Below are 20,440 nucleotides of genomic sequence, written 5' to 3'. Positions count from 1 at the left end.
GCTGAGAACCTGTGAAGGAATCGTATCTGAAGCCTGAACCTCGTGGACGCGGGCGTCGTGAGGTTCAGGACCTGGGGTTGACGGTGCGATCCTGTGCGCCGCACTCGTCTGTTGCGTGATGTCATCGGCGTCGCCATAGGGCGATCCGAGGGCGCCCAGTGCCCGCTCCAGACGGGGTTCAGGCTCAGCTCGCGAACGCATGGTTCAACTTCGCCATGCGCATCAGGTTGTGCGCCAGGGCGTGCCACAAGAGAACGGCTCGTGCCTTGAGCAGACCTCGCACGTTGAACTGCTGCAGTCCACGTCGACGCAATTGCGCGTTGGCGCATTCGACCGTGGCTGCCCGCCGGCGGTACAGCGCCTGCCCTTCGCAAGTGCTCATGAGCTGGCGCAACTTCGCGATGGTCGCGCTGTCGCCATCATGCGGTGCACACGGATCCACCTCTGGATGGTGGCGGCTCTTCGGCGGTGGCACCACGGCCTGGGTACCTTGGCGGGCCAGGTGCTCGATGGCGTCGAACTTGGCGAAGCCCCCATCGGCCAGCCAATGCCCGGGCATGACGCCATAGCGCCCTTGCAACGCGGCGTGCATCGGTGCGAGTTGCTGCATGTCGCTGCCGCTGTTGACCACCTCCACCGCAGCAATGATCTGCGTCTCGGCATCCACCACCAGTTGGGCGTTGAACGCCGGACGGAAGCCGCCGTCGGCCATCTTCATCACCCGGGCATCGGGGTCGCTCGTGCTCACCCGCGGCTCGCGCTTGGCCTGTGGCTTCGCCGGCCCAGGCGGATCGTCCTTGTCTTGCCCGGGCTTCCTGGGGGACTTGCGCTTGGGCTTGTTCGCCTCGCTCTGCTGTTCGATCTTGTGCATCGTCGCCAGCGCTTGCATCAGCCGCTGCTCGCGCTCACGCGCGGCGCGCTCCTGTGCAGCCTGCTTGCGCCGGCTGCTCGCCCCCGCATCCTCGTTGAGTTCCGTCTTGAGCGCCTGCACCTGCGCGCTCGCCTGAGCCAGCAACTGCTGTAGCCGCTCCTTGCGGCGCATGCTCGAGGCCTTGGCCGATGCCCTCACCCGCAGCCCGTCTTGCGACACCACGTTCAGGCTGACCAGCCGGCGCTCCAGCAGCGACGCCACACTGCGCGTGAGTTGCGCATCCAGCCACTGCGCATGGCCACTGCGGAAGTCCGCCAATGCGTGGTAGTTCACCCCGACGCCACCACATAGCCATCGATAGGCGTCGTCTCGCTCGCACAACCGGTCGATCTCTCGGGCCGAACCCACCCCGTCCAGCGTCGCCCACAACCACAGCGCCATCAGGATCGCCGGATCAATCCCGGGGCGCCCGGGGTGGCCCTGCACCGCCTTCATCCCCGCGTACACCGCCGTCATGTCCACCGATTGCACGAACGCCCACACGGTGCGCGCCGCGTGATCGCGCGCCAGCGACGAGTCCAGGTCCCACGCACGCAACTCGACTTGGTCACGTTGTGCGCGCATCAATCTCGGCGAGACCTCAGCCTGTGCACGCGGCTGCCCGGCCTCTGCCGGCACCGGCACCGCACCTTGCTCGAACAGTTCCCCCGTGCCTTCTTCACTCCCCGTCGCCTTGGTGTTTGTGCTCATGGGCTCCTCAACGTCAAACACGGGGATTGGTTCACACCTTCTGAGCTTGTCGAAGCCTTGGTGCCAAGCGCGCAGGCCCTTCGACAGGCTCAGGGCGAACGGGTTTTCCACCGTTCGGGCTGAGCTTGTCGAAGCCCTGGTGCCAAGCGCGCAGGCCCTTCGACGGGCTCAGGGTGAACGGGTGTTCTGCCGTTCGGGCTGAGCTTGTCGAAGCCTTGGTGCCATGCGCGCAGGCCCTTCGACAGGCTCATGGCGAACGGGGTGATTTGCTATTCGTCCGCCAGCGCCCGCAGCACATCGAGCAGCACGTTCGCGCCATCGCGCAGCTGCCCGGGCGCCGTGAACTCCCGCGGGTTGTGGCTGATGCCGCCGCGGCTGGGCACGAAGATCATCGCCGACGGCGCGATGCGCGCGATCATCTGCGCGTCGTGCCCCGCGCCCGACGTGATGCGCCGCTGCGTGAGCCCACGCGCCGCGGCGGCCTGCTCGATGCGGCCGACCAGCCGCTCGTCAAAACGCACCGGCTCGAAACGCGCCAGAGAGTGCGCGGTGATCGTCACGCCTTGCTCGGCCGCGAGCCGCTGCACGAAGCCGGCCAGCTCGGCCTCGGCACGCTGCAGCGTGGCCTCGTCGGTGTTGCGCAGGTCGACCGTCAGCGTCGCGCGCGACGCGATCACGTTGATCAGGTTCGGGTGCAGCTCGATCGCGCCGACCGTGCCGACCTGCGAACCGCCGAAGCGCAGCGCCAGCTCGCGCACGAAGACCGCGATGGCCGCCGCGCAGTGGCCGGCGTCTCGGCGCAGGTGCATCGGCGTGGTGCCGGCGTGGTTCGACTGGCCCTGGATGCTGATCGACTGCCATGAGATGCCTTGGAGGTCGTGCACCGCGCCGATCGCGATGCCCTCGGCCTCCAGCACCGGCCCCTGCTCGATGTGCAGTTCGACGAAGGCATGCGGGCGGATCGTGCCGCAGCGCATGGATCCGGCGAAGCCGATGCGCTGCAGCTCGTCGCCGAGCCGCGCGCCGTCGGTGCCGATCGTGTCGAGCGCCTGCTGCAGCGGCAGCCCGCCGGCATGCACCAGCGAGCCCATCATGTCGGGCATGAAGCGCACGCCTTCCTCGTTGGTGAAGGCAGCGACCACCAGCGGGCGGCGCGTGCGCACGCCTTTCGCGTCGAGCCAGCGCACGACCTCCAGCCCGGCCATCACGCCATAGATGCCGTCGTACCGGCCGCCGGTGGCGACGGTGTCGATGTGCGAGCCGGTCATCACCGGCGCCAGGTCGTACGTGCCGGCGCGGATGCCGAAGAGGTTGCCGATCTGGTCGACGTGCACCTCGAGCCCGGCCTCCTTCATCCACTGCACCAGCTGCTCGCGGCCCGCGCGATCGGCATCGGTCAGCGCGATGCGGCAGACGCCGCCGCCGTCGATCGCGCCGATGCGGGCGTGTTGGTCGATGCGCGCCAGCAGCGCTGCGTCGTCAATGCCATCGCGCGCGCGCCACGCGGCCTGCGCCGCCAGCACCGCATCGGGCGATTGACCGGTGAGCGATTCGTAGACACCCGGCGCCGTCGCGCCCTCGGTGTTCAACAGCAGCACGCGGGCGTTCGCGTCGAGGCCGAGCTGCCGGGCTGCGTCGCGATCGGCCAGCAACGCGATCAAGCCTGCGAGCCCGGCCGCTCCCGATTCACCGGCGAGCACCGGCACATCGCCGGCGCTGCCTTCGGCGAGCGTGCGCATCGCTTGCACGGCTGCATCGTCATCCACCGCCAAGAAGGCATCGACGGCCGGCTGCAAGAAGCGCCACGCGAGCGGCGAAGTCTCGCCGCAGGCCAGCCCCGCCATCACCGAATCGACCGAGCCACTGGCGCGCGCGGCCCGGCCGCTGCGCGCGCTCTGCAGCAGGCAATCGGCCTGCTCCGGCTCGACGACGATGAACACAGGCCGCTGCGCGCCGAAACGCTCCCAGAAGTGGCTGACGATGCCCGCCGCGAGCCCACCAACACCGCCTTGCACGATGACGTGCGTGAACGGCGCACCACCGGCTTCCAGCACCTCGTCGGCGATCGTGCCGTAGCCCTGCATCACGTCGCGCGGGATGGCTTCGTAGCCGTCGTACGAGGTGTCGGAGACGACCGTCCAGCCGTTCGCCGCGGCGAGCCGCGCGGCTTCGCGCACCGACGCGTCGTAGTCGCCGGCGATGCGGACGATCTCGGCACCGAACGCGGCGATCGGTGCCTCGCGCTCGGCGCTGACGTGGGCGTGCAGCACGATCACGCAGCTGCAACCGATGCTCTGCGCCGCTGCCGCGAGCGCGCGGCCGTGGTTGCCGTCGGTCGCGCTGATGACGACCAGCTCGCGCAGTTCGGCCGCGTGCTTCCCGGCCAGCAGGTCGGCCGGCTGCCAGCCGCGATCGGGCCAGCGCCGCAGCACCAGCCGCAGCAGCGCGAGCGGCGCCCCCAGCGCCTTGAAGCTGCCGAGCGGCGAGCGCGTCGATTCATCCTTCACCGCGAGATGCGCGATGCCCAGCTGCGCGGCCAGCCGCGGCAGAGGCCACAGCGGCGTGGCGCCTTCGTTCAACAGCGACCACGCGCGCAGCCAGCGCCGCCCCTCGCGCCCGGATTCCACATTCAGGATCGCCTGCAGCGCGGCGTCGTAAGGCCGGCGATCGGCCCGCGGGTTGAGGAACAACATTCAGGCCTCCCGCCGCGGCAGCCGCTGGCGAATGATTTCCGCGAAGAAGCGCGCGCCGATCGGCAGCAGCGCGTCGTTGAAGTCGTAGCGCGCGTTGTGCAGCGGCACCGCGCCGGGGCTGTCGCCATCGCCGTTGCCTATGAAGACGAAGGCGCCGGGCACGACGCGCAGGAAGGCCCCGAAATCTTCCGAGATCATCATCGGCGCGACCTCGTCGTCAACGCGGTCGGCGCCCACCACCTCGGTGGCCGCGGCCACCGCCACCGGCACGCATTGCGGCCAGTTCACCGTCGGCGCGAACTCGTGCGTGTACTCCACCTCGCAACGCGCGCCATGCGCGGCGCAGATGCCCTCGCACAGCTCGCGCATCCGCCGCGCGAGCAGCGCCTGAACCTCGGGCGCGTAGCTGCGCGTATCGCCCTTGATCGTGACGTGCGTCGGCAGCGCGTTGCGGATGCCGTCGGTGATGAACTCGGTGCACGAGACGACGGCCGGCTGACCGGGGTCGACCGAGCGCGCGACGATGGTCTGCAGCGCCAGCACGATCTCGGCGCCGATCACCAGCGGGTCGACGGCCATGTGCGGCCGCGCCGCGTGGCCGCCGCGGCCGGTGATGCGGATCACGAAGTTGTCTTCACTGGCCATGATGCCGCCGACGCGCGTCGCGATGTGGCCGACCGGCAGGCCGGGCATGTTGTGCGCGCCGTAGATCTCGTCGACCGGGAAGCGCTCGAACAGGCCGTCGGCCATCATCGCCGCCGCGCCGCGGCCGTGTTCTTCGGCGGGCTGGAAGATGAAGCGCACCGTGCCGTCGAAATCCCGACGCTGCGCGAGCAACTGTGCCGCGCCGAGCAGCATCGCCATGTGGCCGTCGTGCCCGCAGGCGTGCATGCAGCCGGGGTTCAGCGACGCATGGGCGCGGCCCTCGGCGGCTTCGGCGAGGGCGAGGGCGTCCATGTCGGCGCGCAGGCCGATCGCGCCGCGGCCGGTGCCCACCGTCAGCGTGCCCACCACGCCGGTGCCGCCGATGCCGCGCTCCACCTCGATGCCCAGCAGCTCGAGCACGCGGGCCACGTGGTCGGCGGTGCGGCGCTCGTTGAAGCCGGTCTCGGGGTGGCGGTGCAGGTGGTGGCGCCAGCTTTGCAGCTGGGCTTCGAACTCGGTGGCTGAGGGGGAGGATGGGGTGGACATCGCGGGCTCCGGGCAGGACGGACGCTGGGATGCTGCATTGTCGACCGCGGGCTCGCCGAGAATGCGCAGCTCAACTTCACGGGACCGAGGTGACGGAGATCGAGGCGCTGTACTACGGCCGGCACCGGATGACGTTTCGCATCGGCACCTACCTGGCGCTGATCCGCATGATGGGCATCGCGCACCTGGTGACGACGCTGTACGGGCATGCGCAGCTGGTGTCGCAGACGCAGGCCCGGCTGGCGCGCACGCGGCAGACGCTGCGCGAGCTGATCTGCCACGGCTTCGACAGCGAGGCAGGTCAAGCGGCGCTGCGGCGGTTGCGCGAGGTGCATCGCCACGTGCCGGCCGATGCGAGCGACTATCGCTACGTGCTGGCCACGTTCTTTCTTGAGCCGCTGCGCTGGAACGATCGGCATGCGCGGGTGAAGCTAGAGGCGCATGAGACCGCGCTGCTGCTGGCCTTCTGGCAGCGCGTGGGGCAGGAGATGGGGATGAGCGAGCTACCCGAGGCGCTGCCGCAATGGCAGCAACTGCAGCGCGAGTACGAGGCGCGCTGCATGGCCCGCACGCCCGAAGGCGAACGCCTGGCGCGCCTGTGCCTGCGCGACGTGGTGAAGCTGACGGTGCCCTTCGGCACGCGCTGGGCGTTCCGGCAGGGGATGCTGGCGACGATGGAGCCGGGGGTGCGGGAGGTGTTGGGGTTGGGGGAGGCGAGTGGGTGGGTGCGGTGGATCACGTCGGCTTGATATCCGTTCGCCCTGAGCAGGGACCGAGCTTGTCGAGGGCCCGTCCGTCGAAGGGTTCGTCCTTCACTTCAACTGCACGACTGCAAAGACCCGTTCAGCCTGAGGTATCGAAGGCCCGCTCAAGGTGGGCGATGCGCTTCAGCGGTTGAGTTCGTGCTCGGCCTGCGCCAGCTGATCGAGCAGCTCTTCGAACGAAGGCTGCGCATCCATGAACATCGGCTGCATCTTGCTGTAGTCCTGTGCCAATGCAGAGTGCCGATGCGAAGGAGGCACCAACCGGAGCGTGCCCGGCATCGCTGTCTGGTAGTTCGCCCACGCCGAGGCAAAGAAGTGGCTCTTGTGGGTCACCACGTCTTGCAGCAGATCGAGGCGTGCACGTGCGGCATCTCGCTGCGGGTGCGCCCAAAGCGATGCCACGTCGGCATAGTGGCGTGCGAAACGATCGCGGATCGGGAGTTCGGTCGGGCGGTGGTACTCGGCGTGCAGGATGGTCACCTTCTCCCAGAAGGTGCGTTCGAACGACAGCGCGACGACATCGGCATGCATGTCGTCGAAGGCCGAAGCAAGCGAAGCTCCCGGTGCGTTGGCCAGCAGCGCGATGATCTGACGCTGTTCCGATGGCTGCTGGTTGGTGAGCGCCCCGAACTCCAGTTTCACTTGCTTTTCGACATAGCCGCCGGGCTGCGGCAAGGCAGACGGGTAGTTGAAGAGGAGGTTGGGCGTGCCTGCGGTCGCGTCGATCTCAAACGTCAACCACGAACCTCCGGGCGCAGGCCCGAGCGCGGAGGCGAGGCTCGCTTCCAACGCTGGCTGGAAGCGTTGTCGCACGCAATCTTCACAGGCGATGGCCAATTGCTGCATCCGCTTGCGTCGCTGGCTGGCCGATGGTGCGTCGATCAATTCGTTCTCGTCGAAGCCCAGCGCCGCCGGCGAGACGGCCAGGTCGATGTCTTCAGAGAATCGGCGGATCGCGGCGTAGACCTTGGACAGCGACGTTCCACCCTTGAAGATGACGTGCCGCGAGATCTCGGGCGACGCAAAGAGTCGACCCAGGGCCCAGCAAACCCAGAAGTCCTTCTCGACGATCACCGGAGTCAGGCCCAGCCGAGCAGACACCTCGGTGAAGATGAGGCTTCGTTCGGTGATGGGTGCGTGGGCGAATTGCGGCATGGGTCATTGATCGGCGATGAATCGCAGATGCGGATGCATCCACGCGGGAGCAAGCGGCAGGTCTTTCAGCAACCGGGCTCGATCCGCGGCGGACAAGGTCTTGCGCAGATGCTCGATGCGTTCCGGCGTGACGTGTTGCTTGCCGACGCTGCGCAGGGCCGCGAACACGAGGCTGCTCATCGGGCTGGCACTTCGCACCTGCCGTGCTGGGCGCTTTTTCAATTGCACCGTGAGTGGGCCGACGGTGACCTTGCGGCTCGGACCATCGGTGTCATACACCGCGCGTGCAGGCACTTGCTCCGACAAGCTCAGCAGGTTGGCTGCCATCGCCTCGGACGGCTGCACCGACGCACCATCTCGCCGCGCGAGCGCCTGCGCGATGTCATCGGCCGGCGGAAGCAGTTCGCCCAGCAGCGCATGCTGGCGCGGCACGTCGTACAGGCCGCGAGCAAGGCGACGAAGGTCGCCTGCGCGCACAAGACGCAGCAACGTCATGCCGACGCTGTGCGGCGTGCCGAGATCGAGGAAGTCGAACGGGGTGTAGACGCGAGAAGGATGGGACTTGCTGGCGCGGGCGATGCGCCTGGCAATCTGCTGGGTGACGCTGGAACTCGCGGTGGCCGTTTGTGGGTTCGACATGGGGCGTAGTTTGGTACTTTCGTGTTAAAAGAACAACCCAACATTTTTAACAAAACAAGAGTGTCTTGCTCCGTCCTCCGGGGATCTCTACCGCTCGCGGCACACCACCTCCGCAGGCACACCATCAAACCGCTCCCGAGTCCACGCCACCAACTCCCCAACCAACGCCGAATCCGCCGCCACCAGCGAGAGGTGATCCCGCCCCTCATACCGCCGGTAGTCGATCACCCGCCCTGCCTGGCAGCGCGCCGCGACGAAGCGCGACTGCACCTCCGGCGGCACCAGCTCATCCGCGACCCCTTGCGCCACCAGCACCGGCTGCGTCCATGGCCCGACCGGCGTGTTCTCCGCGAGCCGCCGGCCCAACGGCCCGCTCGTGGGCGGGGCCGAGAAGATGCTGCCGCCGACAGCCGCTGCCTCGACCGCAGTGAACCAGGCCCGTCCACCCGCCAGGCAGCGTGACGCGATGTCGCGCGCCATCAGCGCCGGCCAGCCGCGCGCGTAGTCATCGAACTTCACGTCGCCATACGTGTCGCTGTAAGCCTGCAGCACGTACGCCGAGGTGATGCGGCCGACCGGCGTGTGCTGCACGGCGCTCATCAGCGCCGGCAGGTCGCTCGCCGGCGCGAGGGCGGCGATGCCGGCCAGCGGCACGTCGGCCGCGTAGGTGGGCGCGAGCATGCCGGCCCACAGGGCCGCGTTACCGCCTTGCGAATGGCCCCAGACGACGGTGCGCTCAGACAGCGCCACGCCCACCATCTGCCGCGCGGCCCGCACCGCATCGAGCGCGGAGCGGGCCTGGCCGGTGCCGACCAGGTAGGGGTGGATGCCGGCGGCGCCCAGGCCCACGTAGTCGGTGGCGACCCAGACCCAGCCCTGGTCGAGCAGCGGCTGCAGCGCGGGCACGTGGGCGAACGAATTGCCGAGCAGCGAGGGCGCGCAGCCGCGAACGATGCCGGTGCCGCCGTGCGCCCACGCGACGACCGGGCGCGGGCCGGCGGGCGCGTTGCGCGCGACCATCACGATGGCGCTGGCGAGGGCGGGCGAGCCGTCGTCGCGCGTGGTGGCGTGGAGGATGCGCCACGCGACGGCGCCTTCGGGCACGCCGCGGGTGAAGGACTCCTGGCGCAGCAGCGTGCCGGGGCGGAAGGGGATGCGGTAGGTGGCGGAGTAGAAGGGGTCGGGGGTGGTGGGGAGGGTGAAGTACCAAGCTGCAAAGACGAGCAAGAGCGCGAGCAGCAGCGCGGTCGCCAGGGCAATCAGCAGGAGTCGTGGCACATGGCGCATGAGGCCGATTCTGCGGCAGGGTGCGTGCTACATTGGCCGCGCCCAGGCGAGAGCCTGGGTCGAGATTGGCGTCTCGGAAGATACCCGCGTGAGGCCGCCCACTGGCGGCTTTTTCACGCGCGCGCATTCAACTTCTGGAGCCAATACGCATGAGCATCAATGCCGCTGACGATGAGGAGTCGCCCTCATCTTCGCCCTCACAGTTTGAGGAATTTCGGTGGACCGATGAGTCGACGGACGATCGGGTCATCGAGGCGCGTCACCTGAACCGGCTGATTGGGCAGACGATCGACGTCGCCGATGGTGTGCGAGCGCTGTTGGAGATTGCTGAGTTCGACGATTGGCTGCGCATCGATGACCACACGCCGCTGATCGATCGGAGTCGACATGATTCGCTGAGGCGTTTCAGTGTCACGGCGTTGCGGCTGCTGTCGGAAGAGGCGGCGCGGGTTGGGGAGTGGGTGCGATCCGGTGGGCAATGCTGATGCGAATGCCCTGGACCTGAGCGTCTTTCATTCGAGACAATGCGACTTCGAATCGCGCACCTTCGATGCGCGTCGGCATTGGCACGGGGACGGACATGGCAAAGGCGCCGAAGGCAATAGAGACTCCGACGACTCCACGCAACCCCGCGTGGACGAGGGATGAGCTGATCCTGGCGTTGGACTTGTACTTGCGGCATCGAAACTCACCGCCCTCCAAGGACAGTGCCGCGGTCAAGGAGCTGTCGTCCGTCTTGAACGAACTCGGTCGGGCCGTGCAACTCGACGACAAGCGAACGTTCAGGAACTCCGCCGGCGTCTACATGAAGATGATGAACTTCCGGCGGTTCGATCCGGACTACACGGCGCAAGGCAAGGTCGGGCTGCAGCGAGGCAACAAGGACGAAGAGGTTGTTTGGCAGCTCTTTGCCAATGACCCGCAGCGCTTGACCGAAGTCAGTCAGGCCATTCGGGGTTGCATTTCAGGTCGAGACGACTCCTCAGCCTCTTTGGCGGAGGACGAGCCCGAAATCCAGGACGCCGAAGAGGGGCGGATTCTCACGCGCGTTCATCGGCAACGGGAGCGAAGCCGAAAGCTCGTCGAGCAGGTGAAGGCGATGGCGTTGAAGAAGTCCGCACGACTGGTTTGTGCTGCGTGCGGCTTCGACTTCGTCGATGCGTATGGGCCATCAGCCGGCGGCATCATTGATGTACACCACACGAAGCCGCTCCATACGTTGGCTGAAGGGCATCGAACCAGCGTTCACGATCTCGCGTTGTTATGCGCGAACTGCCACCGGGTCGTGCATGCAAGCCGGCCCTGGTTGAGCGTCGAGGAGGTTGCAGCACTCCATATAGCTGCGAAGCAAAGCCGCGGTGCAAAGTGAATCGAAGCTGTCACTGCCGCAGCAACATCTATCTCGGCTAGGTTTTGCGCATCCCACATCGCGATGCCGTTACCCTCCGCAGCATCTCAGCCTCAGCAAAGGACCACCCCCATGCTCAAGCTCTACGGCTTCTCCAAAGTCAACGCCGGCGCCCGCGGCCACACCCGCGACCTGCGCGTGCTGTGGGCCCTCGAAGAGATGCAGATCCCGTTCGAGATCGCCGGCATGGACCACCCCGCGCACGACCTGAACACCGAGGCCTATCGCCGGCTCAGCCCCTTCGAGCAGATCCCGTCGATCGACGATGACGGCCTCCTGCTGTCCGAATCCGCCGCCATCGTCGTCCACCTCGCGAAAAAGTCCGGCCGCCTGATGCCCGCCGACCGTGCCGGCGAGGCGCAGGTGATGCGCTGGTGCTTTGCCGCGATGAACTCGGTCGAGATGCCGCTGCTCAGCCTGATGGTGCTCGACTGGTCGGCCGATGGCAGCTGCGGCAAGCACCGCCAGTTCCTGGTCGGCTGGGTGCACCGGATGCTGGGCAACCTGGAGCGCTGGTTCGCCAACCGCGAATTCGTCGCGACAGACAGCTTCACCGTCGCCGACATCCTGATGGCGCACGTGCTCTCGTCGGGCATCAAGGACGCGTCATTGATCGCGCCGTATCCGAAGCTCGTGTCGTACCGCGACCGATGCCTGGCCCGCTCCGCATGGAAGCGCACCTTCGAGTCGTACTGCGCCCGGGTCGAGGCAGCCTAGCGCGGAGTCACTCCAGCGCGTACGCCCACGCCACGTCAGATACCTTGCCGGCGAGCACGGTGAACACCAACCGGTCGTGCTGCCCGCGCCACAGGTAGACCCACAGCTGGGCGCCTTCAGCCACCACCCGCTCGGCTTCCCCCCGCGCCTCCATCAGCCGAACCACCCCGTCGCACGCCGCCGACGGGCACGCCACCCGCGCATCCGGTTCGCCCATCCGCGCCACCACCCGCTCCACCGGCGTCCCCGCTGTTGACAACCCAGCAGCCAGGCATTGCATCAGCCGATGCTTGCGCCCCTGCCAGCGGTCCACATCCGCTGCCCAATTCCCACCATCGAAGTGCCCGCGCACTGTTCGCAATGCAGCAAATTCGCTCGCCCATTGCGCGGCATCCCCTTCGCACGCACGCGAATTACCGCAACACGCGGCCATTGCCAATACCCAATAAATAACCTTGTTCATCTTGTTACTCCCATCGCCGAACAGGGAGAAGTCGCCCAGAATCATTCGGCGCTCCGATGGGTCGATCCCCAGCCGAGAGCGCGCGCCGATCCAGCCCACGCAGCTGGGCTGGTACCGTAAACCACAGGGAGCGTTCCATGACCAACGTACGTCCGCAACCGCGGGCGGCAATTGCCGCGTTGTTCCTTGCAGTTTCCGCAGTACCGTCAGCTTTCTCGCAGTCCACGCAGTCCAGCCCCACCACCCCGGCGCGCCTGCCCGGCCAGGTGGCCACGCCTCAAGACTCCGCCACCGAGATGCGCCTGCTGCGACAGCAGGAAAAGCAGCGCACCAACATCTACAAGGCCTTCTACCCCGACGCAGCCATGCTGCGCAAGGCCGCCGTCACCTTCCACGCCAACCTGCTCGAATCCAACTACGAGCAAGGCTTCCTCGTCCTCGAACTCGAGGCGGCCGACATCGCCGCGCTGCGCAGCTTCGGCTTCCGCATCGAGAACGCGCCCGAGTTCATCCAGCGCCGCGACGATTTCCTGGCCGCCATCCAGGCCGCCGCCGACGCGAAGAGCCGCACCACGGCACCTGGCGCGTCTACCGGCATCACCGGCGCCGCTGCCGGCGACGCCACCATCCAGTCGATCCCCGGCTTCAGCTGCTACGAGACGGTGGAGGAAACCTTCACCGCCGCGGCGGCCTTCACCACCACCTACCCGACGCTCGCGAGCTGGATCGACATCGGCGATTCGTGGCAGAAGACCGTCGGCTCCGGCGGCTACGACATGCGGGTGCTGAAGATCACCAACAGTGCCATCGGCGGCACCAAGCCCAAGCTGTTCGTCAACAGCGCCATCCACGCCCGCGAATACACCACCGCGCCGCTGAACCTGGAGTTCGCGCGCTGGCTGCTCAACGGCTACGGCACCGACCCCGACGCGACCTGGATCGTCGACCACCACGAGGTGCACCTGCTGCTGCAGACCAACCCCGACGGCCGCAAGAAGGCCGAGGGCGGGCTCTCGTGGCGCAAGAACACCAACACCGCCTACTGCGGCGCCACCAGCAACACCCGCGGTGCCGACCTGAACCGCAACTTCACGTTCGGCTGGAACAGCACCGGCGGCTCGGGCTCCAGCGGCAGCCAGTGCGACCTCACCTACCGCGGCCCGACCGCAGGCTCCGAGCCCGAGACGCAGGCGGTGCAGAACTACATCCGCAGCATCTTCCCGGATCGCCGTGGCCCGAACCCCGGTGACGGGGCGCCGGTCGACACCTCGGGCATCCACATCGACGTGCACAGCTACAGCCAGCTGGTGCTGTGGCCCTGGGGCACCACGAGCACGCCGACGGCCAACGCCACCGCGCTGCAGACGCTGGGCCGCCGCTTCGCGTACTTCAACGGCTACACGCCGGAGCAGTCGATCGGCCTGTACGCGACCGACGGCACCAGCGACGGCCCGAGCTACGGCGAGCTCGGCGTGGCGGCCTACACGATCGAGCTGGGCTCCAGCTTCTTCGAGAGCTGCACCACGTACAACAGCACGACGAAGCCGAAGAACCTGCCGGCGCTGATCTACGCCGCCAAGGTGGTGCGCGCGCCGTACCAGACGCCGGCCGGTGCCGACGTGACCACGGTGACGCTCGGCAGCGATGCCAGCGGCGGCGGCGTGCTCGCCGGCACGCCGGTGTCGCTGACGGCATCGGCCACCGACACGCGCTTCAACCAGAGCAACGGCACCGAGCCCGTGCTGAACGTGACCGGCGGCGAGGCCTACATCGACACCCCGCCGTGGGTGGCCGGTGCCACGGCCATTGCGCTCACGGCCACCGACGGCAGCTTCAACCAGACCACCGAGTCGCTCAGCGGCACGCTGGCCACGACAGGGTTGTCGCTGGGCAAGCACCTGGTGTTCGTGCGCGCCAAGGTGTCGTCGGGCCAATGGGGGCCGGTGACGGCGCAGTTCCTGAAGATCGCGAGCGTGGTCACGCCGGGCAACAACGAGGCCGAGCCGAACGACAACATCGGCACTGCCAATGCGGTGGCCGCGGTCGGTACGTGGAACGGCGCGATCGGCTCGTCGACTGACGGCGACTACTTCCTCGTCAACCTGCCGGCCGGCAAGACGCTGACGGCCACGCTGACGCCCAACGCGTCGAGCGACTACGACCTCTACATCTACAACTCGTCGGGCACCCAGCTGGCCGCGAGCGAGAAGGGGTCGGGCGTCGTCGATGCGGCGAGTGTCAGCAACACCGACACCGCGGCGTCGGCGCGCTATGTGCGCGTGAAGTTCTACAGCGGCGGCACCGGCGCGACCAGCGGGAAGTACACGCTGGGCTTCAACTGGTGAGGTCATGAGAGAGCGGGTGCGCCGCTAACATCGGCGCACCCGCTGCTCCCTCCTGCTTCGCCCCATGGCCCTCTCCGACTGGCTCGCCTTCCTGCTCGTCTCCCTCTTCGTCACCTTCACACCCGGCCCGGCCGTGCTGCTGGCGGTGTCCAACTCCCTCAGCGTGGGCCCGGCCCGCGCGATGATCAGTTCGCTCGGCAATGCGGTCGGGCTGCTGCTGGTGTCCACCGCCGCCACCGCCGGGCTCGGCGTGGTGCTGCAGACCTCCGCCACCGCCTTCCTCGTGCTGAAGCTGCTCGGCGCCGGCTACCTTGTCTACCTCGGCATCCGGCAATGGCGCAGCGGCGGCGCGATGTTCGCCGAGGCCTCCGGGGCGCAGGCGCGTGCCAGCACGCCGACGTGGCGCCTGTTCGGCAACGGCCTCACGGTCGCGCTGACCAACCCGAAGGCGATCCTGTTCTTCACCGCGCTGTTCCCGCAGTTCATGCGCGCCGGCGCGGGCGCCGCGCAGCAGTTCGTCGTGCTCACGGTCACCTTCGCCGGCTGCGCGGTTTTCGCGCATGCGGTGTACGTGCTGCTTGCGCGCGGCGTGAAGGGCCGGCTCGCCGAGCCGCGCCGCGCGCGGCTGCTGAACCGCGTCTTCGGTGGCAGCTTCGTCGTGCTCGGCGTCAGCCTGCTCGGCCTGCGCAGCAAGGCTGCTTGAGCGGACAAGCCGCGGCGGCAGATTCCTACAGGCGCGCCGCGCCTGCTCCGATGGTGCGCAACCCGCTGCGATGGACCAATGGAGGTTCAGGCCACGGGCATGTCGCCCGCGGCAGAGCGCAGTGAAGGAGACCCTCATGAGCAATCCCGTCATCTCTTCCGACAAGGTCGAAGGCACCACCGTCTACGCGAGCAATGGCGACAAGCTCGGCTCGATCGACGACCTGATCATCGACAAGCGCTCCGGCCAGGTGCGCTACGCCGCGCTGGAGTTCGGCGGCTTCCTCGGCGTCGGCACCGACCGCTACCCGGTGCCGTGGGCGATGCTGAAGTACGACACCAACCTCGACGGCTATGTCGTCCCGCTGTCGGAAAGGCAGCTCGAAGGCGCGCCGCGCTACGCGGAAAACGACGAGCCGACGTACGACGACAGCTACGGTCGCCGCGTGTACGACTACTACGGCGTGGGCTGGTAAGCAACCGGCTTGCCAAGCTCGACCGAGGGCACAGCACCCCGTGCTGTGCCCTTGGCGTTTTCAGAAGCGGTCGAAGAACGACTTGATTTCTGTCGCAGCGAAACCCGGCGGCCAGTGACCACCGTTGCTGTACCCGCACCAGGCCACCGGCTTGTTGTCGGTGCAACCCTGGTAGATCACGCAGCCATTGGCTCCGATCGTGGTGGTCGTCTGGGTGCAGCTGTTCTTGGCGATGAACTTGTCTCGTGCCTCTTCGCCGAACTGGTAGCCGACGACGGCATCTTCCTTGGCGTGCAGCAATATCGCCGCAGTCTTGTTCGAGGACGTGGCGCAACCGCTCCAGACGGATCCCGACATCGGCGCCACGGCGCGGAAGACGTCGCCCATCTGGCAACCGATCGCGTTCGACATCATTCCGCCAAAGCTGAAGCCGGTCGCAAAGGTGCGGCTCGTGTCGGTGCACAGCCCCTGCTTGAGCTGGCTGACCATCGCGCCGACGAAGCGAATGTCGCGGTCATTCGGATTGGCCCAGCCGGCGTCCAATCCGGCCGGGGCCACGAATATCGCGGTCTCGCCGTAGAGTTCCTTCAAGCCATAGAAGGCCTTGCCGCTGGCCCAGCTGTTTCCGTTGTAGACGTCGGTGGCACTGCCATCACGCCAATGCAGCCCGACGATCAGCGGATAGGCGTTGTCGCTCTTGTAGCCGGACGGAACGCGAACCCAGAAATCGCGCGTCACGCCATCTGAAGTCAGCGTGTATTTGCCGCTCGCGAACTGGGCGGCTTTGCCGCATCCGGCGCTCTTGTTGGAGGGAGCCGGGGCAGGAGCAGGAGCCGGGGCAGGAGCAGGAGCCGGGGCAGGAGCCGGAGCCGGGGCAGGAGCCGGAGCCGGGGCAGGAGCCGGAGCCGGAGCCGGAGCCGGAGCCGGAGCCGGAGCCGGAGCAGGAGCAGGAGCAGGAGCAGGAGCAGGAGCAGGAGCAGGAGCAGGAGCAGGAGCAGGAGCAGGAGCAGGAGCAGGAGCCGGTGCTGGTGCTGGTGCTGGTGCTGGTGCTGGTGCTGGTGCTGGTGCCGACCCAATCGGTGCCGCGGTGTCCGAGTCGTGGCCTCCCCCGCAGGCAGACAGCACCATGGCGCACAGCAGTGCACTCGTCGCAGTGGCGCGTCCGGGACGTCGGTTTGGCATGCTCATCGTGAAGATCCTGTTGCGTCAAAGTGGTTGCGACGCGCCCATCTCATTCGACATGCGGCGCCCTCGATTTCGGCGCTAGTGTCTGAGTCGCGATGTCAGCAAAGCTGACGAAACTTGCGGAGTCGACGGATGCCGCGCGGGGCGTTGGCGCAGCGAGACGTCGTGCAACAGGATGCAATTTCGATTTACATCGAAATGCACGGGTCATTCGATGTGCTCACCCGCCATTTGCGGCCATTGTGTGAGGCGCAGTTTCAGGAGAATTGACGAGCCATTGACGATTCAATGGCCGCGGCATGGGTTGTTGCAACAGGATGCAAGCCCCTGCCTCTCGCGTTCACCGACGTGGCTGGTGCCTCAGCCCTTCGCCAGCACCACGTGCTGCGCCTTCGCCGTCCCCACATGCTCGGTGCACCGGAACCCCTGTGCCGTGAGGTCGATGCCCGACAGCAGCGATTCGCCACGCCCCAGCAGCGTCGGCGAGACCGCGAGGTGCATCTCGTCGATCAGCCCGGCCTGCAGGTACTGGCGGATCGTCGCGACGCCGCCACCGACGCGCACGTCCTGGCCCTTGGCCGCATCGCGTGCGCGTTCCAGCGCCTCGTGGATCCCGCCGGTGACGAAGTGGAAGGTCGTGCCGCCCTTCATCTCCAGCGGCGCGCGCGCATGGTGCGTCAGCACGAACACCGGCACGTGGTACGGCGGCGTGTCGCCCCACCAGCCTTTCCATTGGTCATCGGGCCACGGCCCGCGCACCGGCCCGAACATGTTGCGCCCGAGGATCCAGGCGCCCACGTTCTCGAAGCTGCGCTTCGCGAAGCCGTCGTCGGCATTGGCCTCGCCGCCTGCCTTGCCGAACATCTGCTGGAAGGTCGTGGTACCGAAGAACCACTCGTGCAGCGTTTCGCCGCCGACGCCGAGCGGGTTCTCCAGGCTCTGGTCGGGGCCAGCGCCGAAGCCGTCGAGGGATACCGAGAACGCAGCTACCTTGAGTCTGGACATGGGGTCTCCTGAAAGAGGCGGTTGTCCTTATACGACGAACCGCCACCACCAGGATCGACACCGCCGAAGCGGCAACGCTCTGGCTCAGAGCCCCGCAGCGCTCAACGCCTCGCCGAACTCCGCCGGCGCCTGGAACCCCACCACCCGCGTGCCCGCCTTCTCGCGGCCCGTGCCGTCGAAGAAAACGATCCCCGGTGGCCCGAACAGCCCGAAGCGTTTCAGCAGCGCCTTGTCGTCGGCGCTGTTCGCCGTCACGTCCACCTGCAGCAGCAGCGCGTTGTTCATGCGCGCCTGCACCGGCGGCTTGTTGAAGGTCAGGTGCTCCATCTCCTTGCACGAGACGCACCAGTCGGCATAGAAGTCCAGCATCGCCGTCTTGCCGCCCGCGCTGCCCAGCGCAGCGTCGAGTTCGGCCACGTTGCGCACGCGCTTGAAGGCGGGGCCTTCGATCGCCGCCTGCGCCACACCGCCGCGTGCGCCGCCACCGCTGAAACCCGCCAGCGGCTGCAGCAGGTCGCCGCCGCCCGACAGCGCGCCAGCCACCTGCGCCACGCCGATCAGGCCCAGCACCAGCGCCACACCGCGCAGCAGGCGGTGCTTGCCCGAAGGCTGCGCCGAGCGCCCGTCGAACAGCCACGCCGCGCCGACCAGCAGCCCCGCGCCGACGATGCCCATCACGACCGCCGACGGCAGCACCGGCGACACGATCCACAGCGCCACGCCGAGCAGCAGCACGCCGAACAGGTGCTTCACGCCTTCCATCCACGCGCCGGTGCGCGGCAGCAGCGAGCCGGCCGACACGCCGACCAGCAGCAGCGGCACGCTCATGCCGGCCGCCAGGCTGAACAGCGCGAGCCCGCCGATCAGCACGTCGCGCGACTGGCTGATGAAGACCAGCGCGCCGGCCAGCGGCGCCGCGACGCACGGCCCGACGATCAGCGCCGACAGCCCGCCCATCGCGAACACGCCCACGTGCTGTCCGCCGCGCAGGCGGCCCGCGCCGGCGTTCAGCTTTTCCTGGATCCCGCTCGGCATCTGCAGCTCGTACACGCCGAACATCGACAGCGAGAGCAGCGCCAGCAGCAGCGCAAAGGCACCGAGCACCCAGGCGTTCTGCAGCGCGGCGGCCAGCCCTTCGCCGGCCAGCCCGGCTGCGACGCCGAGCGCGGTGTAGACCATCGCCATGCCCAGCGAGTACGCGAGCGCCAGGCCGAAGCCGCGCGCCCGCGACACCGGGCCGCTGGTGCCGACGATGATCGACGACAGGATCGGCACCATCGGCAGCACACAGGGCGTGAACGACAGCAGCAGCCCGGCGACGAGGAACACGCCAGCGACCGTCAGCAGGTTGCCCGAGCGCAGCGCCGATTCGACGCGGCCGCTGGCCGACTCGGTCGCCGCAGGTGCAGCGGCGGTCGGCGTGACGGGTGCTGCAGTGGCGGCCGCAGCCACCGTGGCTTCCGGCAAGCCCTCCGGCAGCCAGGACACCTGCTGCAGCGCGCCGTCCTTCACGCGCGCGCTGATGCCGGCGTTCTGCGGCGGATAGCACAGCCCCTTGTCGGCACAGCCCTGGTAGCTGATGGCGACACCGAAGTCACCGCTCGCGCTGCGCAACGGCAGCACCACGGTGACGGCGCCCCGCAGCGTCTCGACGTACTTGCCGAAGCCTTCGTCGTACTCCTGCTTGCCATGCGGCAGCACCGGCTCGGCCAGCGCCGCAGCGCCGCCCGGCGTGGCGACCGGTGCACCGACCGTGATGCGATCACGGTACAGGTGATACCCCGGCGCCACGTCGACGCGCAGCTCGATGGTCTGCGCATCGCGAACCTGCACGCTGCTGCGAAACGCCTGCGCGGGGTCGAGGAACTCGTCCGCCGCAAAGACCGGCGCCGCGAGCAGCGCCATCGTGGAAACAAGCCAACGCCACCTCGTCATGATCCGCACCCGATGCGGCTGGTGTGCAGCGCGACGTCGTCGAGCCACACGGTGTTGCCATTGCCGCCGTAGGCTTCCCAGCCCAGCTTCAGGTCGGTGACCTGCGGCTTCCACGCAGGCCGGCTCGCGAGCCAGGCCTGGTCCACGTCGGCGGTCTGCGTCGAATCGAGCTGCAGCGCGGCCACGGCCGTGCCGTTGACCCAGGTCTGCATCGTGCCCATCGCCGAGTTCAGCCCGAACTCGATGCAAGTCCAGGTGGCGGCCGGCAGCTTCGCGCTCAGCGAGATGCCGGTCGGGCTCAGCGACGGCAGCGTCGCGTCGTCCTTCGAGCGGTTCCACATCAGGATGCCGCTCTGGCCGCCCATGCGCAGGTCCTGCATGCTGCCGTCGACCGATTCGATCGCGTCGTGCATCGACATGAAGGTCACGTGCGGGTCGCCCAGCGCGGTCGCGAGCCGGATGTAGAAGCGGCCGTAGACCACCGAGCCCATCGTCGCCACCTTGCTGTTGATGATGAAGGCATGGCCGCAGTAGCTGCTGCCCGGGTCGATGCGCACCGATTGCTTGCCGCCGTGCGAGACCGCGCTGTCGATCGTCGCCTTGCCGCTGCCGTCGAAGCAGTTCGGCCCGCCGACGCTCCACAGCGCCGGGTTCGGCACCGCGCCGGCGGTGGTCGACTCGAAGTCGTCGCACAGCGCGAGGTCGGTGCAGGCCAGCGTGGCCGGGGCAGGGGCGGGAGTCGGTGCGGGCGCTGGCGCGGGTGCCGGGGAAGGCGCAGGCGCCGGAGCGGGCGTCGGCGCCGGGGCAGGCGCCGGTGTGGGAGCAGGAGCAGGCGCAGGCGCAGGCGCGCAGGC

The 20,440-nt window shown here is 68.1% G+C and carries 18 protein-coding genes and 1 pseudogene; 7 read left to right on the top strand and 12 right to left on the bottom strand.

Annotated elements, in window-relative coordinates; translation table 11 throughout:
• Positions 1 to 184 precede the first annotated feature (184 nt).
• The 4 genes and pseudogenes from ACXJLU_RS27650 to ACXJLU_RS27635 form a co-directional block, all read right to left on the bottom strand.
• Entirely contained in the window at positions 185 to 1,498 is a 1,314-nt protein-coding gene (locus tag ACXJLU_RS27650; protein ID WP_457336533.1) for an IS1182 family transposase, read from the bottom strand.
• Between the two features lie 392 nt (positions 1,499 to 1,890).
• The gene (locus tag ACXJLU_RS27645; RefSeq protein WP_457336531.1) at positions 1,891 to 3,141 is read right to left on the bottom strand and encodes a Zn-dependent hydrolase; all 1,251 of its coding nucleotides are present in this window, start codon (positions 3,139 to 3,141) and stop codon (positions 1,891 to 1,893) included.
• Between the two features lie 12 nt (positions 3,142 to 3,153).
• Positions 3,154 to 4,314, bottom strand: a pseudogene (locus ACXJLU_RS27640) (diaminopropionate ammonia-lyase); the annotation flags it as partial.
• Positions 4,315 to 5,505 carry a M20 aminoacylase family protein gene (locus ACXJLU_RS27635; protein WP_457336529.1) on the bottom strand — a complete coding sequence of 397 codons (1,191 nt, stop codon included), beginning with the start codon at positions 5,503 to 5,505 and terminating at the stop codon, positions 4,315 to 4,317. It lies immediately after the preceding pseudogene.
• A gap of 89 nt (positions 5,506 to 5,594) precedes the next feature.
• Here ACXJLU_RS27635 and ACXJLU_RS27630 point away from each other — a divergent pair, with 89 nt between their 5' ends.
• Positions 5,595 to 6,254 (top strand): oxygenase MpaB family protein, encoded by a 660-nt coding sequence (locus tag ACXJLU_RS27630; protein ID WP_457336527.1) that lies wholly within the window; start codon positions 5,595 to 5,597, stop codon positions 6,252 to 6,254.
• A 138-nt stretch (positions 6,255 to 6,392) separates the two neighbouring features.
• On the opposite strand, the gene ACXJLU_RS27625 is transcribed toward ACXJLU_RS27630, so the two are convergent.
• From ACXJLU_RS27625 to ACXJLU_RS27615, 3 genes are all read right to left on the bottom strand, one after another.
• A complete protein-coding gene (locus ACXJLU_RS27625) occupies positions 6,393 to 7,424 on the bottom strand; it encodes a nucleotidyl transferase AbiEii/AbiGii toxin family protein (RefSeq protein ID WP_457336525.1) in 1,032 nt (343 codons plus the stop codon).
• Positions 7,425 to 7,427: 3 nt separating this feature from the next.
• Positions 7,428 to 8,063, bottom strand: coding sequence for a DUF6088 family protein (locus ACXJLU_RS27620; protein WP_457336523.1), 636 nt, complete (start codon positions 8,061 to 8,063; stop codon positions 7,428 to 7,430).
• An 87-nt stretch (positions 8,064 to 8,150) separates the two neighbouring features.
• A complete protein-coding gene (locus tag ACXJLU_RS27615; protein WP_457336521.1) occupies positions 8,151 to 9,350 on the bottom strand; it encodes a lipase family protein in 1,200 nt (399 codons plus the stop codon).
• 149 nt (positions 9,351 to 9,499) lie between these two features.
• Between ACXJLU_RS27615 and ACXJLU_RS27610 the strand changes: the two genes are divergently transcribed.
• From ACXJLU_RS27610 to ACXJLU_RS27600, 3 genes are all read left to right on the top strand, one after another.
• Complete coding sequence (locus tag ACXJLU_RS27610; RefSeq protein WP_457336519.1) at positions 9,500 to 9,835, top strand: hypothetical protein; 336 nt, start codon at positions 9,500 to 9,502, stop codon at positions 9,833 to 9,835.
• Positions 9,836 to 9,900: 65 nt separating this feature from the next.
• Positions 9,901 to 10,719: an HNH endonuclease gene (locus ACXJLU_RS27605; protein WP_457336517.1), complete on the top strand. Its 819-nt coding sequence runs from the start codon at positions 9,901 to 9,903 to the stop codon at positions 10,717 to 10,719.
• A 111-nt stretch (positions 10,720 to 10,830) separates the two neighbouring features.
• Complete coding sequence (locus tag ACXJLU_RS27600; RefSeq protein ID WP_457336515.1) at positions 10,831 to 11,475, top strand: glutathione S-transferase family protein; 645 nt, start codon at positions 10,831 to 10,833, stop codon at positions 11,473 to 11,475.
• Positions 11,476 to 11,482: 7 nt separating this feature from the next.
• On the opposite strand, the gene ACXJLU_RS27595 is transcribed toward ACXJLU_RS27600, so the two are convergent.
• Entirely contained in the window at positions 11,483 to 11,983 is a 501-nt protein-coding gene (locus ACXJLU_RS27595) for a hypothetical protein (RefSeq protein WP_457336513.1), read from the bottom strand.
• 92 nt (positions 11,984 to 12,075) lie between these two features.
• On the opposite strand from ACXJLU_RS27595, the gene ACXJLU_RS27590 reads away from it, so the two are divergent.
• From ACXJLU_RS27590 to ACXJLU_RS27580, 3 genes are all read left to right on the top strand, one after another.
• On the top strand, positions 12,076 to 14,283 hold the full coding sequence (locus tag ACXJLU_RS27590) for a M14 family zinc carboxypeptidase (RefSeq protein WP_457336511.1): 2,208 nt from the start codon (positions 12,076 to 12,078) through the stop codon (positions 14,281 to 14,283).
• A gap of 64 nt (positions 14,284 to 14,347) precedes the next feature.
• Positions 14,348 to 14,986: a LysE family translocator gene (locus ACXJLU_RS27585; protein WP_457336509.1), complete on the top strand. Its 639-nt coding sequence runs from the start codon at positions 14,348 to 14,350 to the stop codon at positions 14,984 to 14,986.
• Positions 14,987 to 15,122: 136 nt separating this feature from the next.
• Positions 15,123 to 15,461, top strand: coding sequence for a PRC-barrel domain-containing protein (locus ACXJLU_RS27580; protein ID WP_457336507.1), 339 nt, complete (start codon positions 15,123 to 15,125; stop codon positions 15,459 to 15,461).
• A gap of 60 nt (positions 15,462 to 15,521) precedes the next feature.
• On the opposite strand, the gene ACXJLU_RS27575 is transcribed toward ACXJLU_RS27580, so the two are convergent.
• From ACXJLU_RS27575 to ACXJLU_RS27560, 4 genes are all read right to left on the bottom strand, one after another.
• A complete protein-coding gene (locus tag ACXJLU_RS27575; RefSeq protein ID WP_457336505.1) occupies positions 15,522 to 16,199 on the bottom strand; it encodes a CE1 family esterase in 678 nt (225 codons plus the stop codon).
• Between the two features lie 807 nt (positions 16,200 to 17,006).
• Positions 17,007 to 17,651: a dihydrofolate reductase family protein gene (locus ACXJLU_RS27570; RefSeq protein ID WP_457336503.1), complete on the bottom strand. Its 645-nt coding sequence runs from the start codon at positions 17,649 to 17,651 to the stop codon at positions 17,007 to 17,009.
• A gap of 84 nt (positions 17,652 to 17,735) precedes the next feature.
• Entirely contained in the window at positions 17,736 to 19,586 is a 1,851-nt protein-coding gene (dsbD, locus tag ACXJLU_RS27565; RefSeq protein ID WP_457336501.1) for a protein-disulfide reductase DsbD, read from the bottom strand.
• Positions 19,583 to 20,440: hypothetical protein (locus tag ACXJLU_RS27560; protein ID WP_457336499.1), on the bottom strand; the 858-nt coding region annotated here is incomplete at its 5' end. The genes ACXJLU_RS27560 and dsbD, both read right to left, overlap by 4 nt.

It is taken from the genome of Rhizobacter sp. P5_C2 (assembly GCF_054049715.1).
This window is presented reverse-complemented; position numbering and strand designations above follow the sequence as displayed.